The sequence below is a fragment of the Bacteroides sp. ET489 genome (assembly GCF_030518095.1).
GTDB classification, from domain to species: Bacteria; Bacteroidota; Bacteroidia; order Bacteroidales; family Bacteroidaceae; genus Bacteroides; species Bacteroides ndongoniae.
In genome coordinates this window covers 68,057-83,565 of record NZ_JAULLJ010000012.1, presented here as the reverse complement: position 1 = coordinate 83,565, position 15,509 = coordinate 68,057, and the positions used below count along the sequence as shown (strand labels likewise).

At 46.4% G+C, this 15,509-nt stretch carries 22 protein-coding genes and 2 tRNA genes; 3 read left to right on the top strand and 21 right to left on the bottom strand.

Annotated features, from left to right (window positions below):
- Positions 1-251: 251 nt before the first annotated feature.
- The 20 genes from Q3C19_RS08985 to Q3C19_RS08890 all read right to left on the bottom strand — a co-directional run bounded on the left by Q3C19_RS08985 (position 252) and on the right by Q3C19_RS08890 (position 10,464).
- Positions 252-470: a hypothetical protein gene (locus tag Q3C19_RS08985; protein ID WP_302728742.1), complete on the bottom strand. Its 219-nt coding sequence runs from the start codon at positions 468-470 to the stop codon at positions 252-254.
- Positions 471-488: 18 nt separating this feature from the next.
- Positions 489-1,142: a hypothetical protein gene (locus Q3C19_RS08980; RefSeq protein ID WP_302728740.1), complete on the bottom strand. Its 654-nt coding sequence runs from the start codon at positions 1,140-1,142 to the stop codon at positions 489-491.
- A gap of 19 nt (positions 1,143-1,161) precedes the next feature.
- Positions 1,162-1,875 carry a DNA methyltransferase gene (locus tag Q3C19_RS08975; protein ID WP_302728738.1) on the bottom strand — a complete coding sequence of 238 codons (714 nt, stop codon included), beginning with the start codon at positions 1,873-1,875 and terminating at the stop codon, positions 1,162-1,164.
- A gap of 23 nt (positions 1,876-1,898) precedes the next feature.
- Positions 1,899-2,105 carry a hypothetical protein gene (locus Q3C19_RS08970; RefSeq protein WP_302728736.1) on the bottom strand — a complete coding sequence of 69 codons (207 nt, stop codon included), beginning with the start codon at positions 2,103-2,105 and terminating at the stop codon, positions 1,899-1,901.
- A gap of 4 nt (positions 2,106-2,109) precedes the next feature.
- Positions 2,110-2,694 (bottom strand): hypothetical protein, encoded by a 585-nt coding sequence (locus Q3C19_RS08965; protein ID WP_302728734.1) that lies wholly within the window; start codon positions 2,692-2,694, stop codon positions 2,110-2,112.
- Positions 2,682-3,410 (bottom strand): DUF6291 domain-containing protein, encoded by a 729-nt coding sequence (locus Q3C19_RS08960; RefSeq protein WP_302728732.1) that lies wholly within the window; start codon positions 3,408-3,410, stop codon positions 2,682-2,684. Before Q3C19_RS08960 ends, Q3C19_RS08965 begins: the two co-directional genes overlap by 13 nt.
- Positions 3,411-3,413: 3 nt before the next feature.
- The gene (locus Q3C19_RS08955; protein WP_302728730.1) at positions 3,414-4,586 is read right to left on the bottom strand and encodes a DEAD/DEAH box helicase; all 1,173 of its coding nucleotides are present in this window, start codon (positions 4,584-4,586) and stop codon (positions 3,414-3,416) included.
- The gene (locus Q3C19_RS08950) at positions 4,583-5,062 is read right to left on the bottom strand and encodes a recombination protein NinG (protein WP_302728727.1); all 480 of its coding nucleotides are present in this window, start codon (positions 5,060-5,062) and stop codon (positions 4,583-4,585) included. Before Q3C19_RS08950 ends, Q3C19_RS08955 begins: the two co-directional genes overlap by 4 nt.
- Positions 5,063-5,086: 24 nt before the next feature.
- Positions 5,087-5,155 (bottom strand) — tRNA-OTHER (locus Q3C19_RS08945).
- An 86-nt stretch (positions 5,156-5,241) separates the two neighbouring features.
- A complete protein-coding gene (locus Q3C19_RS08940; protein WP_368045232.1) occupies positions 5,242-5,766 on the bottom strand; it encodes an HU family DNA-binding protein in 525 nt (174 codons plus the stop codon).
- Positions 5,767-5,875: 109 nt separating this feature from the next.
- The gene (locus tag Q3C19_RS08935; protein WP_302728725.1) at positions 5,876-6,313 is read right to left on the bottom strand and encodes a hypothetical protein; all 438 of its coding nucleotides are present in this window, start codon (positions 6,311-6,313) and stop codon (positions 5,876-5,878) included.
- A gap of 2 nt (positions 6,314-6,315) precedes the next feature.
- A complete protein-coding gene (locus Q3C19_RS08930) occupies positions 6,316-6,801 on the bottom strand; it encodes a DUF3127 domain-containing protein (RefSeq protein WP_302728807.1) in 486 nt (161 codons plus the stop codon).
- Positions 6,794-7,564, bottom strand: coding sequence for an HNH endonuclease (locus tag Q3C19_RS08925; RefSeq protein WP_302728723.1), 771 nt, complete (start codon positions 7,562-7,564; stop codon positions 6,794-6,796). The genes Q3C19_RS08930 and Q3C19_RS08925 overlap by 8 nt, the downstream gene beginning before the upstream one ends.
- Entirely contained in the window at positions 7,545-8,480 is a 936-nt protein-coding gene (locus Q3C19_RS08920) for an ATP-binding protein (RefSeq protein ID WP_302728721.1), read from the bottom strand. Before Q3C19_RS08920 ends, Q3C19_RS08925 begins: the two co-directional genes overlap by 20 nt.
- A gap of 24 nt (positions 8,481-8,504) precedes the next feature.
- The gene (locus Q3C19_RS08915) at positions 8,505-8,708 is read right to left on the bottom strand and encodes a hypothetical protein (RefSeq protein ID WP_277121779.1); all 204 of its coding nucleotides are present in this window, start codon (positions 8,706-8,708) and stop codon (positions 8,505-8,507) included.
- Positions 8,709-8,731: 23 nt separating this feature from the next.
- Positions 8,732-8,974, bottom strand: coding sequence for a hypothetical protein (locus Q3C19_RS08910; protein WP_277121780.1), 243 nt, complete (start codon positions 8,972-8,974; stop codon positions 8,732-8,734).
- Positions 8,975-9,001: 27 nt separating this feature from the next.
- Positions 9,002-9,123, bottom strand: a tRNA-OTHER gene (locus tag Q3C19_RS08905).
- Positions 9,124-9,183: 60 nt separating this feature from the next.
- A complete protein-coding gene (locus Q3C19_RS08900; protein ID WP_302728718.1) occupies positions 9,184-9,378 on the bottom strand; it encodes a hypothetical protein in 195 nt (64 codons plus the stop codon).
- A 508-nt stretch (positions 9,379-9,886) separates the two neighbouring features.
- Positions 9,887-10,132, bottom strand: coding sequence for a hypothetical protein (locus tag Q3C19_RS08895; protein ID WP_277121783.1), 246 nt, complete (start codon positions 10,130-10,132; stop codon positions 9,887-9,889).
- Positions 10,133-10,143: 11 nt separating this feature from the next.
- Positions 10,144-10,464 (bottom strand): SH3 beta-barrel fold-containing protein, encoded by a 321-nt coding sequence (locus tag Q3C19_RS08890; RefSeq protein ID WP_277121785.1) that lies wholly within the window; start codon positions 10,462-10,464, stop codon positions 10,144-10,146.
- A gap of 139 nt (positions 10,465-10,603) precedes the next feature.
- On the opposite strand from Q3C19_RS08890, the gene Q3C19_RS08885 reads away from it, so the two are divergent.
- From Q3C19_RS08885 to Q3C19_RS08875, 3 genes are all read left to right on the top strand, one after another.
- A complete protein-coding gene (locus Q3C19_RS08885) occupies positions 10,604-11,278 on the top strand; it encodes a helix-turn-helix domain-containing protein (protein ID WP_302728714.1) in 675 nt (224 codons plus the stop codon).
- Between the two features lie 92 nt (positions 11,279-11,370).
- A complete protein-coding gene (locus Q3C19_RS08880; RefSeq protein WP_302728712.1) occupies positions 11,371-12,750 on the top strand; it encodes a type I restriction endonuclease subunit R in 1,380 nt (459 codons plus the stop codon).
- A 7-nt stretch (positions 12,751-12,757) separates the two neighbouring features.
- Positions 12,758-13,099 (top strand): hypothetical protein, encoded by a 342-nt coding sequence (locus tag Q3C19_RS08875; RefSeq protein ID WP_302728710.1) that lies wholly within the window; start codon positions 12,758-12,760, stop codon positions 13,097-13,099.
- Positions 13,100-13,493: 394 nt separating this feature from the next.
- Here the strand turns inward: Q3C19_RS08875 and Q3C19_RS08870 are convergent, their stop codons facing one another.
- Entirely contained in the window at positions 13,494-15,506 is a 2,013-nt protein-coding gene (locus Q3C19_RS08870; protein ID WP_302728708.1) for an alpha amylase C-terminal domain-containing protein, read from the bottom strand.
- Positions 15,507-15,509 lie beyond the last annotated feature (3 nt).

Here is a 15,509-nt window from a genome sequence, read left to right as displayed (position 1 = left end):
CTCTTAAATTACTCTTAATTTGCTCTTAAAATGCTCTTAATCTCCTTCAAGGTTTTTCAATGTCTTGGACAAACCAATGTACAGAATTGTCGAACATGTAGCTATCAATACCAGCTCAATCACGCTAAATCTATAATACAGCTCTATCACAACCAAAGTCATTCCTGATCCGTAGGCTATCACGCCAAGTATTTCTTTGATGATGTTTAGTATCTTTTTCATGAATTATCCTCCTTCAAAGCTCTCACATATCATTTAATTCTTAATCGTTCTCTTCTATACCAATCAGCATACTCTTTCGTACACTTTGCTTTGGTGACGTAAATGACGGTAGTTGCATTAATCCGCAATGGATAAAGATTCCTTTCACGTGTCAACTGTCTCTGAATATATTCGGTCAGGTCGTTACCGTTCTTGCTGGTATCTGACTTGCGCTCCTTGGTTGGAGGTAATGTGTTCTTGTTTGCCATTATGCTTTCTCATTTTTATTAATTAAACTCTACCTTTACCATCTTGTCGATGTTCATCGCCAGAATCTTGATTGCAAGACGGATGTTATCCGAACTGGGAAGTACGTGCTCTCCGGCAATGGACATGCACGCACGGCGGATGTTGACAAGGTGCTGATTGGGCCGTGGAATGTATGGCGACATGGTGGCTTTCTGAATGAACTGTGCTGTGGCACGCTCGAACTTCCAGATATAGTCTATCAAAATGACGCACATGTACAGGTTGAGCAGCAAGGTGTAGTCTGTCAGATCGGGCCATTGCTTTTTCATTTCAGCATAAACCGACTGCTGCAACTTCTCGATGTGACCGTATGCTTCGTCGAAGAAGAAATCTACCTTGTCTTTCAGGTCTTCTTCTATCTCGTGACCTACAATCCCCATCGTTTCGCGCTCATATTCTTTCATCTCCTGTTTGAGCGTTCGGGTCTGTTCTTTGTAGTTCAACCTTTTCCGGGCGCATATCTGGCAAACTACATCTGCGTATTCGAATGCCGCGCGGCTGGTGACGACTGGGATATATACCAGCTTCAGGGTTGTCTCCGGTGGTACATTGTATTCCATCAGTTCGCCGGCGGATATGCTTGTTCCGACGCCGGCGTTGATAAGGGTTTGGATTTGGGATATTGTTCTCATGGTTAATTATTTTCTGTTATTATTCAAATAATGTTTTTTGCACTAACGTTCCGTGCCCCGTCTCAATCTGCCCCATGCATGCTTCCTTGAATCTTCTTTCCTGTGCTTCGAAGTATTCCTTGTCAATCTCAGTTGCGTAGAAATCAAAACCCATTTTGTAAGCGGCAATTCGGCTGCTTCCGGAACCTAAGTGAGTATCGAGTATCTTGTCTCCTTGCTTCGCAAACTTTTCTAAAACCCATTTATACAGCTTTATGGGTTTTTGTGTCGGGTGAATCTTTTTCTCTTTATTGTCTCCTCCCTTGTTCGATAAGTGAATAATAGCTGCCGGATAATCGAACGAAGTCCATGCTAATTCAAATTGGGAAAAGCTTTCCCACGGCTGAATTTTATCCCAGTATAAAACGCAACGCGTAGGTGGCAGTTCGAAATAGTTTCCTCCCCAAATAATCTGGTTCTTTGAAACTCTAACAAGTTCTTGAAAATATTCTTTCTTTGGCGGATTGAAATCCCAATCGCATTGCATTGTATTTAATGCTCTGTTTTTTAGCTTTCCCGCTCCTTGATTTAATCTTGCTTTTTTCAGCCGTTGCGCTACACTTTCACCATTATACCCTCCATGTTTCCGGTTTAAATTGGTGCCCATTGTCATGTTTGGCGCATTTATTCCGTACGGCGGGTCCACCACCGCCAGCTCAAAGAACTTATCCGGTATGTTTCGCATGTATTCCATGCAGTCCATGTTATATACTTCGCTTATTGGCATTTCGTTTCCTTTTTAAATCTTATCATCAAAAATCCTCTCCTCTCGCATTCCCTCAACAACTCCATGTCCTCCGGGCGGATGTCGCATGGAGTTTCGTGGTTCACGGTCATGTAGTCGGGGAGGACGAATTTTTCGCGGATGCTGTTGTAGCAATCCTTTTGCCGGCCTTTCTTTGTCCAGCAGATAGTCAGTCTCATGGGATTATCGGCGCAGGCTGGTTCCTTCGAACTTGACGCGGCGGGTGATAGCAACCAGTCGGTCCATGGTGCGCTCGCCGTACTTCTGGGAAATTTCGTCGAGGGACAGGTTGGTAGTGAGCATAAGCATTTTGCCGCGTTTCTCGGCTTCGTCCACTATCTCGCAGAAGGCAAGGCGTCGCTCGCCATACTTCACGGCCATGCTTTCGGTGCCAACGTCGTCGATGTAGAGGATGTGCTTCTGCTTCACGGTGTCAAGTTCTGCGTTCATCTGCTGGGCGTCGTAGCATGATACTATCTTGCGGCAGTAGTGGTTGAGCAGTAACGGAATAATTTTCCAGCAGATAAGCGACTTTCCGCGTCCGCAGTTTCCGTGACATAATAGCCCCCTTCCACGGTTGTCGGTGAGCCACTGGACTATCTGATCATATTCCGGCAACCACTTGGCTTGTCCGTCTGTGAAATAGTTCAAGCCTCTCCAAAGCACATCCTTAGCCCCGGGAACGGTTATATGCACTTGGTTGGGAACTGGGTTGAAACCAACTTCGCGCAGGCTGTCGAGGGTAGTTTTAAAATTTATTGTTTCCATCGTTCTTCCCATTTTCGTTCTTCAGGAGTGTTATATTTCTCAGTTGAGTTGTTAGTGAGTATCATGCCAGTGTCCACCTTTGCGGGCATCCGCTCGCGGGAAGCCCAAGTGGCCAGCCGCTTGGATAGCTCCCATGTTTTTTCCAGCTCGTATCGCATTTTGGTTCCTGATCGGTTCAGTTCGCTCCAGTAGTCGAAGAAGGAACGTATCATTTCCTTCGTGTATTGCCCGACGTATGGAACGAGTATCTGATAGAAGGTTTCTTTCCGTAAGAGTGTAGCGGCTTTAGCCGCGTCTTTCTTTGACTCTACGCTAGTAGAGTTTTCTTTATCTTTATCGTCTTCTTTATCTTTTTCTTTAGGTTCGGTTTGGTTTCGGTTTGGTTTTGGTTTGGTTTCTTTTGGTTTTGGTTTGGTTTTGGTTTGGTTATTGTTTGGTTCTTGTTCGGTTACTACTTGGTTGTAGGACTGCTCTTCTGCGGAAGTGGCCTTGCATGGCCTTCCACCTTTAGAGCCGTTCTCCATCCGTTTGTTATTCGCGTCAATCTGAGGTTTTACCATTGCCAGCATAGCACTCGTAATCGGCTTCAGTGATCCAGTTGTTTCTCCGTTTAAGCCATACTCTATTATAGCTGTGAGCACTTCTCCCTGCATCTCTCTCGGCAGATTCTTGACTGCTTCAAACCAGCTTCGGTAGAAAACAAATCCGCTTCTCATAGATTAAAATCTTACATTGGTTAATTGTCTGTTATTAGAATATACCGCCCACTTGCCGTTGCCTCCGTCCACAAGGCGGAGATCTTTCACTTCGCCAAAGCGTTTCAGGTTGCCACAGAGGTCAACGACCCAGCCCGCTTCCTTGTCGGGATGCGGACGGATGGCGCGGCCTACTATCTGGTACCACAGAGCGAGCGACATCGTGGGGCGGGCCATGACGATGGTGTCCAGCTCTGGATAATCAAATCCGGTAGTGAGTACCCCGACATTGGCTACAACGGGTATTTCTCCGGACTTGAACTGCCGAAGTATCATCTCGCGGGTGGCTTTGGGCGTGTCACCGCTGACGATGGCCGTACCGGGAATGGAACGTGTGAGCCTTTCGGCTTCTTTCAGGAAGCGGGTAAAGACAAGGATGCCCTTGCGCTTGACGCCGCTCTTGGGGTTCATCAGCCGGCGGACGATGCTGACCAGAAAGCCGTAGAAGTCGATGCGTTCGTATTCGCGGACAACGGAACGGTCGGTGTAGTCGGCACCGGTGGTGTTCACCTCAAGGTTGAGTTCGTTCCAGCCAAACGGGTTCATCGGGTAGTAGTTGAGCTTCGAAAGATAGCCCATGTCGAGCAGCGTTGATACCTGGACGTGGTAGATTACCTCGGAGAACACGCACGGACGGGTCCGGGTGATGAACTTCAGCTCCGATCCGTAGTCGCGGCTCGACGACAGGCGGTAAGGCGTGGCCGTCAGCCCCAGCACCTTGCAGCGCAGCATAGCGAGAAATTCCTTGTACATGCCTGCTTTGGGGTTGACAAGGTGGCATTCGTCGATGATGATGTTGCGGAAGTGCTGGAAGAGTTCGGGATGGTTGCTGACGCTGCCGATGGTGGCGAAGGTGATGCGCGATATTTCTTTCCGGCCGAAGGAAGCGGAGTAGATGGAGCAATCCAGTACGCCGTAGGAACAGAGCTTCAGGTAGTTCTGTTCGAGTATCTCCTTGCTGGGCTGAAACACCAGCGTATGCCCTTCGAGGCGGCTGGCAATGTCGGCTATCACCAGACTTTTTCCGGCACCGGTGGGCAGCACCATGATGGCGTTGCGCTTCGTCCTTTTGTCGTTGAAGAAGCGGACGGCGGCATCGCTGGCCTGCTGCTGATAATCACGTAGCTTGTATGTCATAGTCCTTTCTCCTTGCTCAGTTTGTCGGCCAAAGCCTTGTAATACTTGGTTAGTTCGATTAATTCAAAGTCGGTCCACTTTCGTGCCTGACCGGCTTTCCAAGCTAATTTGTCGAAACGTTGTTGCCCGATTTTAGCTTTCAGGTTTGCCTCATAGCGTATCAGATGGTCGGCACTGAAACGGTTGCACGCCCGGCACTCGGCGTGGGCGTTGTCCTCGTCGAAGCGTGTGGCCATGTGGCGGCGCGAATGGAAGTGTCCGCAGTCCGCCTGTTCGTATGGCTTTATCTGACCGCACGAGATACAGCGGAAATATCCACCGGGCATGCAATCGCGAAGCCGGATATAGCGGCTGAACTCCTTGTCGAGCTTTGCTTTCAGGTCGGGTTTCTTTTTGACCTTGATGCCTGCACGGTCGAAGAGTGGCAAGGGTTTTTCTTTCTTCTTCTTGGGTTTTCGTTTGATGTAGTATGGCATAATCCTATTGATTAAGTTTCTTTGCAGGCGGTGCCGGAATCGAACCGGCTTTTCTCCCGTGCGGGAGCGTCCTCCCATGTGAACGAACCGCCTTGGATTGAGAATGGAGAATTAATAATTGAGAATGGAGAATGTGGAACTAATTATCAATTATCCATTTTCCATTATCCATTAAATAATTATCCCAGCGGATCTTCCCCGCCCTCGCCCGGCTGCTGTGTGTCGTCGGTGCCGTCATCGGTAGTGGCGGCTTCGGCACTGAAGGGCAGCCACTCGATGCCGGTCGATACCAGTCCGCGGGTAATGGTTTCGCCGCGCTTGGTGTTGCCTTCGCGCTGCGGGGTGAACTGCACGCGCACGGCTTTGACCTGCTTGTTGAAGTCGAAGTCTTTCTCTTCTTTTACGCCGGTGGTGTCGAGCGTCAGGCGAAATGTGCCAAGCCCGTCGAGGCGGACGGACTTGCCTTGCTTCATGAAGTCGGCCAGCACGCCGGCAAGGTCGCCCAAGACGGCGGCTACATCTGATTTGCTTACTGTGCTGATCTGCGCGAGTCGTTCAGCTACTTCTTTGGTTTCCACGGGGTTGCCCACTGTGACTGCTTGCGGGTAGTAAACTCCCGTTTCTTTGTGAAATTGCTTCTTGTAAAAAGCCATAATGATTGAGTTTTTAGTGCTTCCACCAATGTCAGACTTTGGTCGGTCCAATGTCAGACATTAATGCCTCCAATGTCAGACTTTGGTGAAAGCGGGGTTGAACATTGATTTATTTGCTTCCCGAGGGGATGAACCAGTCGGGGATGTAGTCTGTTTTTTACTATAAAAATTCATTGTTTCTCTCAATCTCCTGCTGCGCAAACACAATCATCTGGTGCTCTTCGGGCGACGGCAAGTAGATACCTGCCACGTGTGCCGACCAGTTGCGGAAGCGGTCTATCGAGAGGGTCATTTCGGCGGTAGTCAGCTCGGCCGAACTGCGAAGGTAGGTTACTTCGCGGCCTCGCTTGTTGATGGTTTTCCGCTCGAATAGTTCGCGGTTGCACGTCCGCTTGTAGAAGTCTATCTTGGCTTCATCGAGGCTGCAACCGTACTGGCTGCCAAAGTAACCGAGCAGCAGGTGCAGGTAGCTGTTCTGGGCGAGCGTGCGGTTGGGGTGTTTCTTCTTCACCTCGATAACGGCCCGCTCGCGGAACAGGCGGTTGATGTATTCCTTGAACTTGGGAATCTCGTATTCGTTTTGCAGGTTGAAAATCATAGTTAGAATGGAAGATCGTCTTCAGGTTTTCCGTTTGCATCCACCTTGGGCGGGAATGCGTTTACCATTGTCGGCACGGCTGCGGCGGATGCGGGTTTGGGCGCATACTGCTGTGCGTCGGATGCGGTTTGTTGCATCGGCTGTTGAGCCGCTGGTGCCTGTTGATGCGCATTGTGTTGCTCCAGCTTGTAGCAGCGGATGCCGATCATACGTTTCACTTCTCCGTCCTGCGTCTGCCACTGTCGGCCTTGCAGGGCGAACGATACGGTAACGATGTCGCCGACGTGGAATCGGTCGAGTTCGGCACACTTTTCTTCGCTCAATTCCAGCGGAAGGATGTTGTCGTACGGGCTTCGTTCACCGGTGTAGGTGTTGTAAGTGGTTGCGTCGAGCAGGAACTCACGCTTCTTGAACGTCGCCCCCGATTTGGTTGGGATTTGGACGGTCTGCCCGATGGACAGGAGGCGTCCGGTGATTTGGTTAGGCATCTTCTGCAAAAATCTTCTTATTGGTTATCAAATTTCTGTTATCGTTCAAGAACCGGATAAAGTCCTCACAATGCTCAGTGAGGATGGGTATATCCCGCTCGGGAACGAAAGTATAGCTTTCGGTGTAGGTCGCACGAAAGTCCGTGATGTTATACTCGAACAACCTGACATCGCTGCCGCCCTGCATCAGACAGTATGGATAAACCATGTGCTGCCAGTGGTCTTTGAACTTGCCAACGTAGTAACTGCCGGTGGTCTTGATGTCGTGGATGGACATGGGCATCAGCTCGTCTATATAGCCGTACAAAAGAACATTTCCAAAGCAAGTGGGCAGGATGGCTTCCACCTGTTGCTGGGTCAGCGCGCCTTTGTAATAGTCGGCAAACTCGCGACAGATGGATATAGGAAACTCGAACAGACGGTTGTTGTAAGTAACTTGCAATCCTGCTACGACTTGCTTGCCGTCCGGCATGATCGACAGCAACCTTTCCACCTGTACCTTTTCCGATTTCCGGTTCTCAATCATGCAGTCTATCACTTCATTGAAAGCCGTTCCCTTGTCGGCTGCCTCGCTGTCGAACGGCACGCGGTTGATCGTATCAATCAGGCTTTGAAACTGCTTTTCTCTGAATTCTTCGGGGGTATGCGGTGGATTATCGCTGAATCCCCAATACCTTTCGTATATGACATCGCTTCTCAGATACCCAGTGAAGGCATCGAGAAGCGTGGCATAAAACTTAAACTTAGGCTGCTTTGTCTGCATAGGTCTTGGTCTCTTTGTCGAATATCAGCCCGAGGGCTTTTACCTTGGCCGAGAAAAGGTTTCTGGCCATATTCAATGAGCTTCCTACATGATCGAACTCGTTGATGTGTGAAGCAAATTCATTGGCTGAATTGGCGTCGGTGATTAATTCGATGTTCTCTTTGATTTCGGCTATCACACGGTCGTACTTAGCAGCTTCTTCTTTCTTCACCTGAAGCATGTTCAGGTATGGCTGAATGACTTGGGTGTTGATGAAGTCATTCTTTGCGGTCGGATTGCCGTTTTTGTCGAGGATGTTAGGCACAAACATGATACCCGGCAGGTTGCAGGTATTCTTCCCGTCGTTGCGCGATGTGGGGTCGAAAGTAATGGTTCGCTTCTGTGCGCCATTCTCGTTTCGCATTTCCAGATAGCCCAGCAGATCGAGTTCGGTAACGATTGAGTTATAAGACTTCTCGCGCAAGGCCGGGATAAATACAGTATCGTCGCCTTCCTTGCGGGTATCACGATGGGCAACGAACACCACGTTCTTGTTCAGCGAAGAAAGCGTGCGCGTCATCCAAGAGAATTCGGCGTTAATACCTCCCCAATCCTTAATTTGCGGCTGGCGTGTGCCACACTTATAAGAAATGATGAAGTCCATCATCTTACCGATAGTATCTACTACGATGGTTTGGTAGGCCGAAAGATCTTCTTGCAAAACCTGTTGTACGTCCTGCCAAGAACTTACCTGTACGATGTCGATGCCGTCCAAGTGAGCCATGTTTACACGTTTCACGCCGTTGTCGAAGTCTAACAAAAGCGGTTTCGGTGCGCTCAAAGCCACGGTTGTCTTACCCATACCTGCCTGTCCGTAAATCATCATCTTTACGGTGGAAGGAATTACTAATTCATTGGATTTCTTAATCAGACTCATAATATTGATATTGAATTGGTTGGTTTATTTCAGTTGCGCATGTTTAATCACGTCCCAAGCGTTGCAGAACCATTTCCCGTTCTGCTTGTTCGTCCTCTTCTCGGCACGGATCAGGCCTTGCCCCACCAAACGCATCAGGCGGGACAGCCCACCCACGATGTCGGCTGCCTGATCGCGGCCGAAGGTCTTGTCGTTGAGTACGATTTTCAGTACATCTTCGTTCACCATATCCGTTCCTCCCCTATCCTTGTTTATTTTATACACATGATGGCCGTGTAGCCCGGATATTCGGTGGCCGACACGCGGTATTTCACGTCCATTTTATTCTTCAACACACCCGTCAGCCTCAAGTCGCGGTTGCGCCGCGATGCCTCCAGCTTGATGCCGCTGTGTCGCTTCTTGTCGTAGGGCACTTTATAGATGTCGCCCTGCTTCATCGTATCAAACAGCCGCACTGTCTGATAACTTTCATCTACTGCAATTTCTCGTATCATAACTTTTTTGGGATTTAATATTTCAAGTGGGTAATGCGGGACTCGAACGCCGCGACCTGCGCATATCTAACTAACCTTAAAACAAACTATGGAAAACACACAACCAATCCCGAAACATGCGCCGCTCTACCTGACTGAGCTAATCACCCATAAAAAAGGTGTGCTATCTTCACAGACCGCACACACTGACTGTTTCACACAAAATGTATTCATCTGAGTTCTTCGTCACTACCGAATATTTTGTCCAGTTCGGCCGACAGGGTATCTTTGTGCCTGCCAGTGTATAGACACGGCCAAGAGAAGACGGTCAGCGACAACCAAAACAGCAGCCCAAGGCCTGAAACCGTGACCGCACAAACGATAAACGACACAACCATAACGGCCGATATAGTCTTTACATTCATATTGATAAATAGATTAAGAAGAGAAAACCGCCCTTGCGAGGGTAAGAGGATAGCGGTGCGCACTTCGCGTCCCCCACGGCTTTTGGCAAGGCATATAGCACTGACCTTTTCTGCGGTTTCTCCGGGTTAAGTTCCCGCCCCAGTTCCGATGTCTATGGCTTTCGCTTTGTTGGGTTACGAGGCCGGTGGCCTGCGGGATTATATAGTTCATGCTGGTGCCTGCTCAGTGAAGAACGTGTTTGTAGCCGACCTACGGCCACCTGCAATCGTATAAGTCACTTTTTGTTATCACGGTGATTAATGCGCTGCGTTTGCTTATTGTCAGTCCCTTACTCGCATCCTTTTCACCGCGCCGTTATCGCTACTCAGTCGATTCCCTTTTGCGTCAGGCTTAACGGCAAGCCTAAAATCTTCCAACATGTCAAAGAACTAATCAAATGAGTGTAGTCCCCCACCCGATTCTCGCTATCGGTTACCGGTCGCTGGCCGTCAGCAGGGGTTGAAAAGATTAAGCATATCGGGCAAGTCCCTGCACACGACACAGGGCATCATAATCCATACCGTCGTCGTCGGGCAAATCAAACTGTTCGAGAACAGCTTCGTAATTATCAATCTCGCTGGTAAGCATCCGGATAGCCTCTTGTTTCGTATCTACATTGAAAGTCCGGCATACAGTCTGATCGTCAGCATTGTGGGCGATGTTCAAGTCCTGATACAGACTGTCAAGTTCTTGTTCTATCTCGTAACGTGTCATATCGGTAAGTATTAAAGGTTAGTCATCAGGTTCGCTTTTTTGAAGCATCTGTATTCTTGTCTCTCTGTGTCGAAGTACACCTGAACGGTATCATTCTTCTTTCTGTTGTCACCGCTGGTGGCAGGCATCAGGTTTTCTTTCAGTGTGCCGTAAGCTTCACGAACAGATCCATCTACCTTTTTAAAGTAGAACTTGACGATTCTCTGTTTCATTGCAGTTTTCAGTTTCATGTTAGCCCAAGCACATTTCAGCGCTTCACTCATCGTAAAGCCGTTACGCTTTACGAACTGCCAAGCAAGGCTCATAATCTCGTGTAATACATTTCTTTTCATAATCGTGTGTAGTTTTTAGTAAATTGCTTATCTTTGTTTCGTATCATTGTTACGTTTCTGACGCAAATTTACAGTTTTATCGCAATATATCGCTATTTATCGCAATATAATATCGCTATATTGACAATATTTAACTATTATGAAAAGACTAAATATCGCCAAACTTCGCAAGTCCCTTAAAATGAGTCAAGAAGTTTTTAGGAAAGAGATTTGTGGTATATCACAATCGTATCTATCTGAACTTGAAACAGGTAAAAAAGAACTAACTGAAGAGTTATACAATACTATTATAGAAAAAGTAGGCATAGGGACTATCGCTCCATTTATTGAAGAAATTAGCGATAATATCGCAAAGGTAACTCCACATATTGAATCTAACAATAGAAATTCAATTCCACTTTTTGAGGCAGAAGCCGCTTCTTGTGGAATGCCGTCAGGATTTGAAATCGCAATTGAATCAAACAAATGCGATAAGTATATCATTCCAGATTTAGCAGGATGTGATTTTACAATAAGAACATGTGGAAGAAGTATGATTAATAGGAAATACCCAGAAAGAAGTATTCCTGAGCGTTCAATTGTCGGATGTCGTATTTGGAAAAGTAGGACACATGTTCGATGGGGAGAGGTATATGCACTTGCTACTCCTGATGGAGTCGTAATAAAAAAAATAATGCCATCACAAAAAGAAGGATACATCACTTGTGTGTCATTTAACGAAGAAGAAGATTTTCCTCCTTACGACTTGCCAATAGACGAGATTCAAGATTGGGCGCTTGTAGTTGGAGTAGTCAATGTTATAAATTGGGTTTAGTCATGAAGTTCTCTCCATACATTTGGAACCTATACAAGAATTCTCATAAAGGAAAGTCTACCATATCCGCATTTTCGGACAGAAAAGAGTGGATGGAAGAGGAACGTCTGTTCGAGAAGTACAATCCTAAAATCAAGGATTCTTTCAATTCAGAAATGATTTGTGGAATACTGGAGGACTTCTGGTGTTATAAGGTTTCAGAATACGATGGGATTGAATTAAACTCTCTGGATGATGCAGGAAAGCTGTATGAGGAAATCATATCCACCGGGCTAATGATAGAATCGGAAGAAATTCTGAAGATTGGCGACTTTGACCGAATGCTTGAGTTCGTACCATTTTTGTCAATGGAATTGAACTATTTGTTCGGAGAATATTTCTTCCCATATCTTTATATTGATGATTTTTACCAGCTTACAAGACTTTCTGATTGCTTTGAAATAGAATTGCCTCCAATCCCCAAGAAACCTGATTATAGAGCAAGGTGCATGTATTATTGGGAACTATGCAAAGTTTTCTATCAATTCAGAAAAGAGAATGAATTGTCACCTGCTGAGTTGAGCGCATTCATGTACGATCATGTTCCAGGCGTCATAGGGATTGACGTAAAGAAGGAAATGCCCAAGCCATCCGCTGCGTGGTTTATCGGAGGATTGATCAAAGGATATGGTACTCATTGGACTACCGGATTCTGGCAAACAAACATGGATACTAAGAGGGGAGATATTCTTATTCATTATGAAACTTCTCCTGTGAGTGCCATTACTTGCCTGTGGATTGCGCAGACCGATGGAGTAGTAGACCCATTCTTTCATTATTATAGTAATACATATATCGGAGACAGGATAGCTATACCTAACATTTCTTTGAAAGACCTGAAAGCTGATGAATACTTTTCCAACCATCCGCTCGTAAGGAAAAATTTCCAAGGAGTTAACGGGTGGCCGGTTACTGGAAAGGATTATTCTGAATTTCTTCGATTGCTTGCGGCCAAAGGGTTTGATACGTCTGCACTTCCGCAAATCTACACACCTTCGTTGCCGGAGGGAGTAATTGTAAATAATGAAAGAGATGTTGAAGTGAATTTATTGGAACCTTTGTTGAATAGTATGGGGTGGTATGAGCATAAGGACTTCATTCGTCAGTTGCCAATCCATGCAGGCAGAGGGCACCGTATTTTCCCGGATTACGCACTTCATTACGACAACAAACCGGAAGAAGAAAAGGCAAAGGTGCTGATTGAAGTAAAATATCACATGAAGAATAATCAGGAAATAGAAGCGGCCTTCCTTCAAGCATTCTCTTATGCCAAGTTGCTTCTATCTTCGTTAATCGTCTTGTGTGACAAAGAATGTATTATGGTTTATGATAACAAGAACGGATTCAGTAGAAGCCGATACAGAAAGTATTATTGGGAGGATATGAAGGACCCCGATTTATATAATGAACTGAGGAACAAACTTAATACTTGATGAAGTTATGAAGAATTTATTAGTGCCCGTTCTATTGGCTATATTATTTTTCAGTTGTGGAAGTAACAAGCCATCGCAGGAACAGAAAGACAAGGCTGATAGATATGTTCAAAGTCTTGTGGATGCCGAAATAGGGATCTACCAAGGTGAACTGACCGATGCTAACTTTCTTGTGCTTGCTGTTGACGCCTATCCAGGAGCTAACTTTGATGTCTATGCACGCACATACCTCGAAGAAGCCCAGAGCAAGGGACTGGATATAAAGGGTGTCTATATCGTGGATATTAAGGATTGCCAGTTCGGTGACGGATGGGTAACAGGCGATAGAATAGGCAAGGCATACAAATAGAAAAAACGAACCGAAACTAAATATTTTAAGACTTGTAGTTAGTTGATAATTATACCATTAAGACAATTTTCGTCTTTTTCCTTCTAAGGCGTGGGTCTTGCGTTCGAATCGCAACGGAATCACAGAGAAAGGAAGTCTGCAAAATACTGGAAACAGTTTTGAGGCTTCCTTTTCTGTTTCCTCTCATCAAGCCCCTACCCCGCCAGACACTTGTAATCCATTTATTGAACACTTGTGCAGCTCACCTCAGACACTTGTGTGGCTCGCATCGAGCACTTGCCTGAATTAGGGCTCAAGTACGATTCGGCAAGAAAACGCATCGGCACTGACAAAAAAAGGAGGATGTACAAACACCCTCCTTGCTTAAAACGCTACTCAAAACGTTTCGTATTTCTTATTTTGTTTTCTTCAATACAACTGCCGTACGCGCAGGTACATACAACTTCAGCCACTCTTTCTTCTCTTTCTTATAAAGAGGATCGGGCATGGTGAAATGTTTAATGGTATCGTCACTGAACCCATAGCCACCATAGGCAGGATTATCAGTATTCAAAACTACTTCATAAGAACCTGCAGGTACCAGGAAACCATAATCGGTAAACGACTGTCTAGGATTGAAGTTGAAGACAAACACAAGATCCTTACGCATATAAGCCAATATCTGATCGCCATCGTTATGCCAGATTTCCTGTACAGGAGTATCCTGGAAATTTTTCATTCCTTTGATGACAGACAACATATCGACATCAAAATCGCCCATATAATGATATGCCAGATTATGATTGTCGACCAAATCCCACTGACGGCGAGCATACTTGCACGACCATCCGTTACCTTCGCGTGGGAAATCGATCCATTCAGGATGACCGAACTCATTACCCATAAAGTTCAGATAACCACCATTGATGGTAGTAGCAGTAAGCAAACGAATCATCTTGTGAAGGGCAATACCGCGATGAACGCGATAGTTCTCGTCACCCTTCTGCATATGCCAATACATATCCGAATCGATCAGTCGGAAAATGATGGTCTTGTCGCCCACCAAGGCCTGGTCGTGGCTTTCGACATACGAAATAGTCTTTTCATCGCTACGACGATTGGTTACTTCCCAGAACATGCTGGAAGGCTTCCAGTCTTCATCAATCTTTTCCTTGATAGTCTTTATCCAGTAGTCGGGGATATTCATGGCCATCCGATAATCGAAGCCATATCCGCCATCTTCGTACTTGGCTGCCAAACCCGGCATACCTGATACTTCTTCAGCAATAGTGATAGCCAAAGGATTGACCTGATGAATCAGTCGGTTGGCAAGCGTCAGATAGCAGATCGCATTATCATCCTGATGTCCGTTAAAGTAGTCGCCATAGTTGCAGAAAGCTTCGCCCAAACCATGACTATAGTAAAGCATGGAAGTAACTCCGTCGAAACGGAATCCGTCGAAGTGGTACTCTTCGAGCCAGTATTTGCAATTAGACAGAAGGAAATGAAGCACTTCATTCTTTCCGTAATCGAAACACAGCGAATCCCAAGCCGGATGCTCATGACGATCGCCCGGATAGAAATACTGATTGGGATCGCCTGCCAGATTACCCAGTCCCTCGACCTCATTCTTTACGGCATGAGAATGGACAATATCCATGATTACGGCGATGCCCATGCTGTGAGCGGTATCAATAAGTTCCTTCAGTTCTTCGGGCGTACCAAAACGCGATGATGCAGCAAAGAAACTGGAAACATGATAGCCAAAGCTTCCATAGTATGGATGCTCCTGAATAGCCATAATCTGAATGCAGTTGTAACCATCCTTAGCTATACGCGGAAGCACATTTTCCTGAAATTCCTTATAAGTGCCAACCTTCTCCTCGCGTTGAGCCATACCGATGTGGCACTCGTAAATCAACAGAGGCACATTTTTCACAGGCTTAAATGCCCGTTTCTTCATCTTATACGGTTTCTCGGGAGCCCAAACCTGTGCGCTGAAAATCTTTGTCTGCTCGTCCTGCACCACACGTGTAGCCCATGCAGGGATGCGTTCGCCCTGACCGCCTTCCCAATGTACCATCATTTTGTACAGGTCACCATGCTTCATGGCATTTGCAGGCAATTTGATTTCCCAATTACCATTGGCCTTGCGCTTCAGGCTATATTTCTTTTCTTCTTTCCAATTATTGAAAGTTCCGATTAAGAATATCTGAGTTGCGTTAGGAGCCCACTCACGAAATACCCATCCGTCGGCAGTACGATGCAAGCCAAAATACAAATAACCGGATGCGAAGTCCGACAAAGTATTCTTTCCCTTGTTGGTCAGTTCGGCTTCCTTGTCTATGGCATGCTGATGACGACCATTGATAGCGTCAGCATAAGGTTCAAGCCACGGGTCATTCTTTATCAAGTTCAATGTTTCCATAAA

Coding starts and splice junctions, on each gene's coding strand:
- Q3C19_RS08985 (WP_302728742.1), bottom strand. CDS start 470: ATGGCAAACAAGAACACATTACCTCCAACCAAGGAGCGCAAGTCAGAT.
- Q3C19_RS08980 (WP_302728740.1), bottom strand. CDS start 1,142: ATGAGAACAATATCCCAAATCCAAACCCTTATCAACGCCGGCGTCGGA.
- Q3C19_RS08975 (WP_302728738.1), bottom strand. CDS start 1,875: ATGGAATACATGCGAAACATACCGGATAAGTTCTTTGAGCTGGCGGTG.
- Q3C19_RS08970 (WP_302728736.1), bottom strand. CDS start 2,105: ATGAGACTGACTATCTGCTGGACAAAGAAAGGCCGGCAAAAGGATTGC.
- Q3C19_RS08965 (WP_302728734.1), bottom strand. CDS start 2,694: ATGGAAACAATAAATTTTAAAACTACCCTCGACAGCCTGCGCGAAGTT.
- Q3C19_RS08960 (WP_302728732.1), bottom strand. CDS start 3,410: ATGAGAAGCGGATTTGTTTTCTACCGAAGCTGGTTTGAAGCAGTCAAG.
- Q3C19_RS08955 (WP_302728730.1), bottom strand. CDS start 4,586: ATGACATACAAGCTACGTGATTATCAGCAGCAGGCCAGCGATGCCGCC.
- Q3C19_RS08950 (WP_302728727.1), bottom strand. CDS start 5,062: ATGCCATACTACATCAAACGAAAACCCAAGAAGAAGAAAGAAAAACCC.
- Q3C19_RS08935 (WP_302728725.1), bottom strand. CDS start 6,313: ATGATTTTCAACCTGCAAAACGAATACGAGATTCCCAAGTTCAAGGAA.
- Q3C19_RS08930 (WP_302728807.1), bottom strand. CDS start 6,801: ATGCCTAACCAAATCACCGGACGCCTCCTGTCCATCGGGCAGACCGTC.
- Q3C19_RS08925 (WP_302728723.1), bottom strand. CDS start 7,564: ATGCAGACAAAGCAGCCTAAGTTTAAGTTTTATGCCACGCTTCTCGAT.
- Q3C19_RS08920 (WP_302728721.1), bottom strand. CDS start 8,480: ATGAGTCTGATTAAGAAATCCAATGAATTAGTAATTCCTTCCACCGTA.
- Q3C19_RS08915 (WP_277121779.1), bottom strand. CDS start 8,708: ATGGTGAACGAAGATGTACTGAAAATCGTACTCAACGACAAGACCTTC.
- Q3C19_RS08910 (WP_277121780.1), bottom strand. CDS start 8,974: ATGATACGAGAAATTGCAGTAGATGAAAGTTATCAGACAGTGCGGCTG.
- Q3C19_RS08900 (WP_302728718.1), bottom strand. CDS start 9,378: ATGAATGTAAAGACTATATCGGCCGTTATGGTTGTGTCGTTTATCGTT.
- Q3C19_RS08895 (WP_277121783.1), bottom strand. CDS start 10,132: ATGACACGTTACGAGATAGAACAAGAACTTGACAGTCTGTATCAGGAC.
- Q3C19_RS08890 (WP_277121785.1), bottom strand. CDS start 10,464: ATGAAAAGAAATGTATTACACGAGATTATGAGCCTTGCTTGGCAGTTC.
- Q3C19_RS08885 (WP_302728714.1), top strand. CDS start 10,604: ATGAAAAGACTAAATATCGCCAAACTTCGCAAGTCCCTTAAAATGAGT.
- Q3C19_RS08880 (WP_302728712.1), top strand. CDS start 11,371: ATGGAAGAGGAACGTCTGTTCGAGAAGTACAATCCTAAAATCAAGGAT.
- Q3C19_RS08875 (WP_302728710.1), top strand. CDS start 12,758: ATGAAGAATTTATTAGTGCCCGTTCTATTGGCTATATTATTTTTCAGT.
- Q3C19_RS08870 (WP_302728708.1), bottom strand. CDS start 15,506: ATGGAAACATTGAACTTGATAAAGAATGACCCGTGGCTTGAACCTTAT.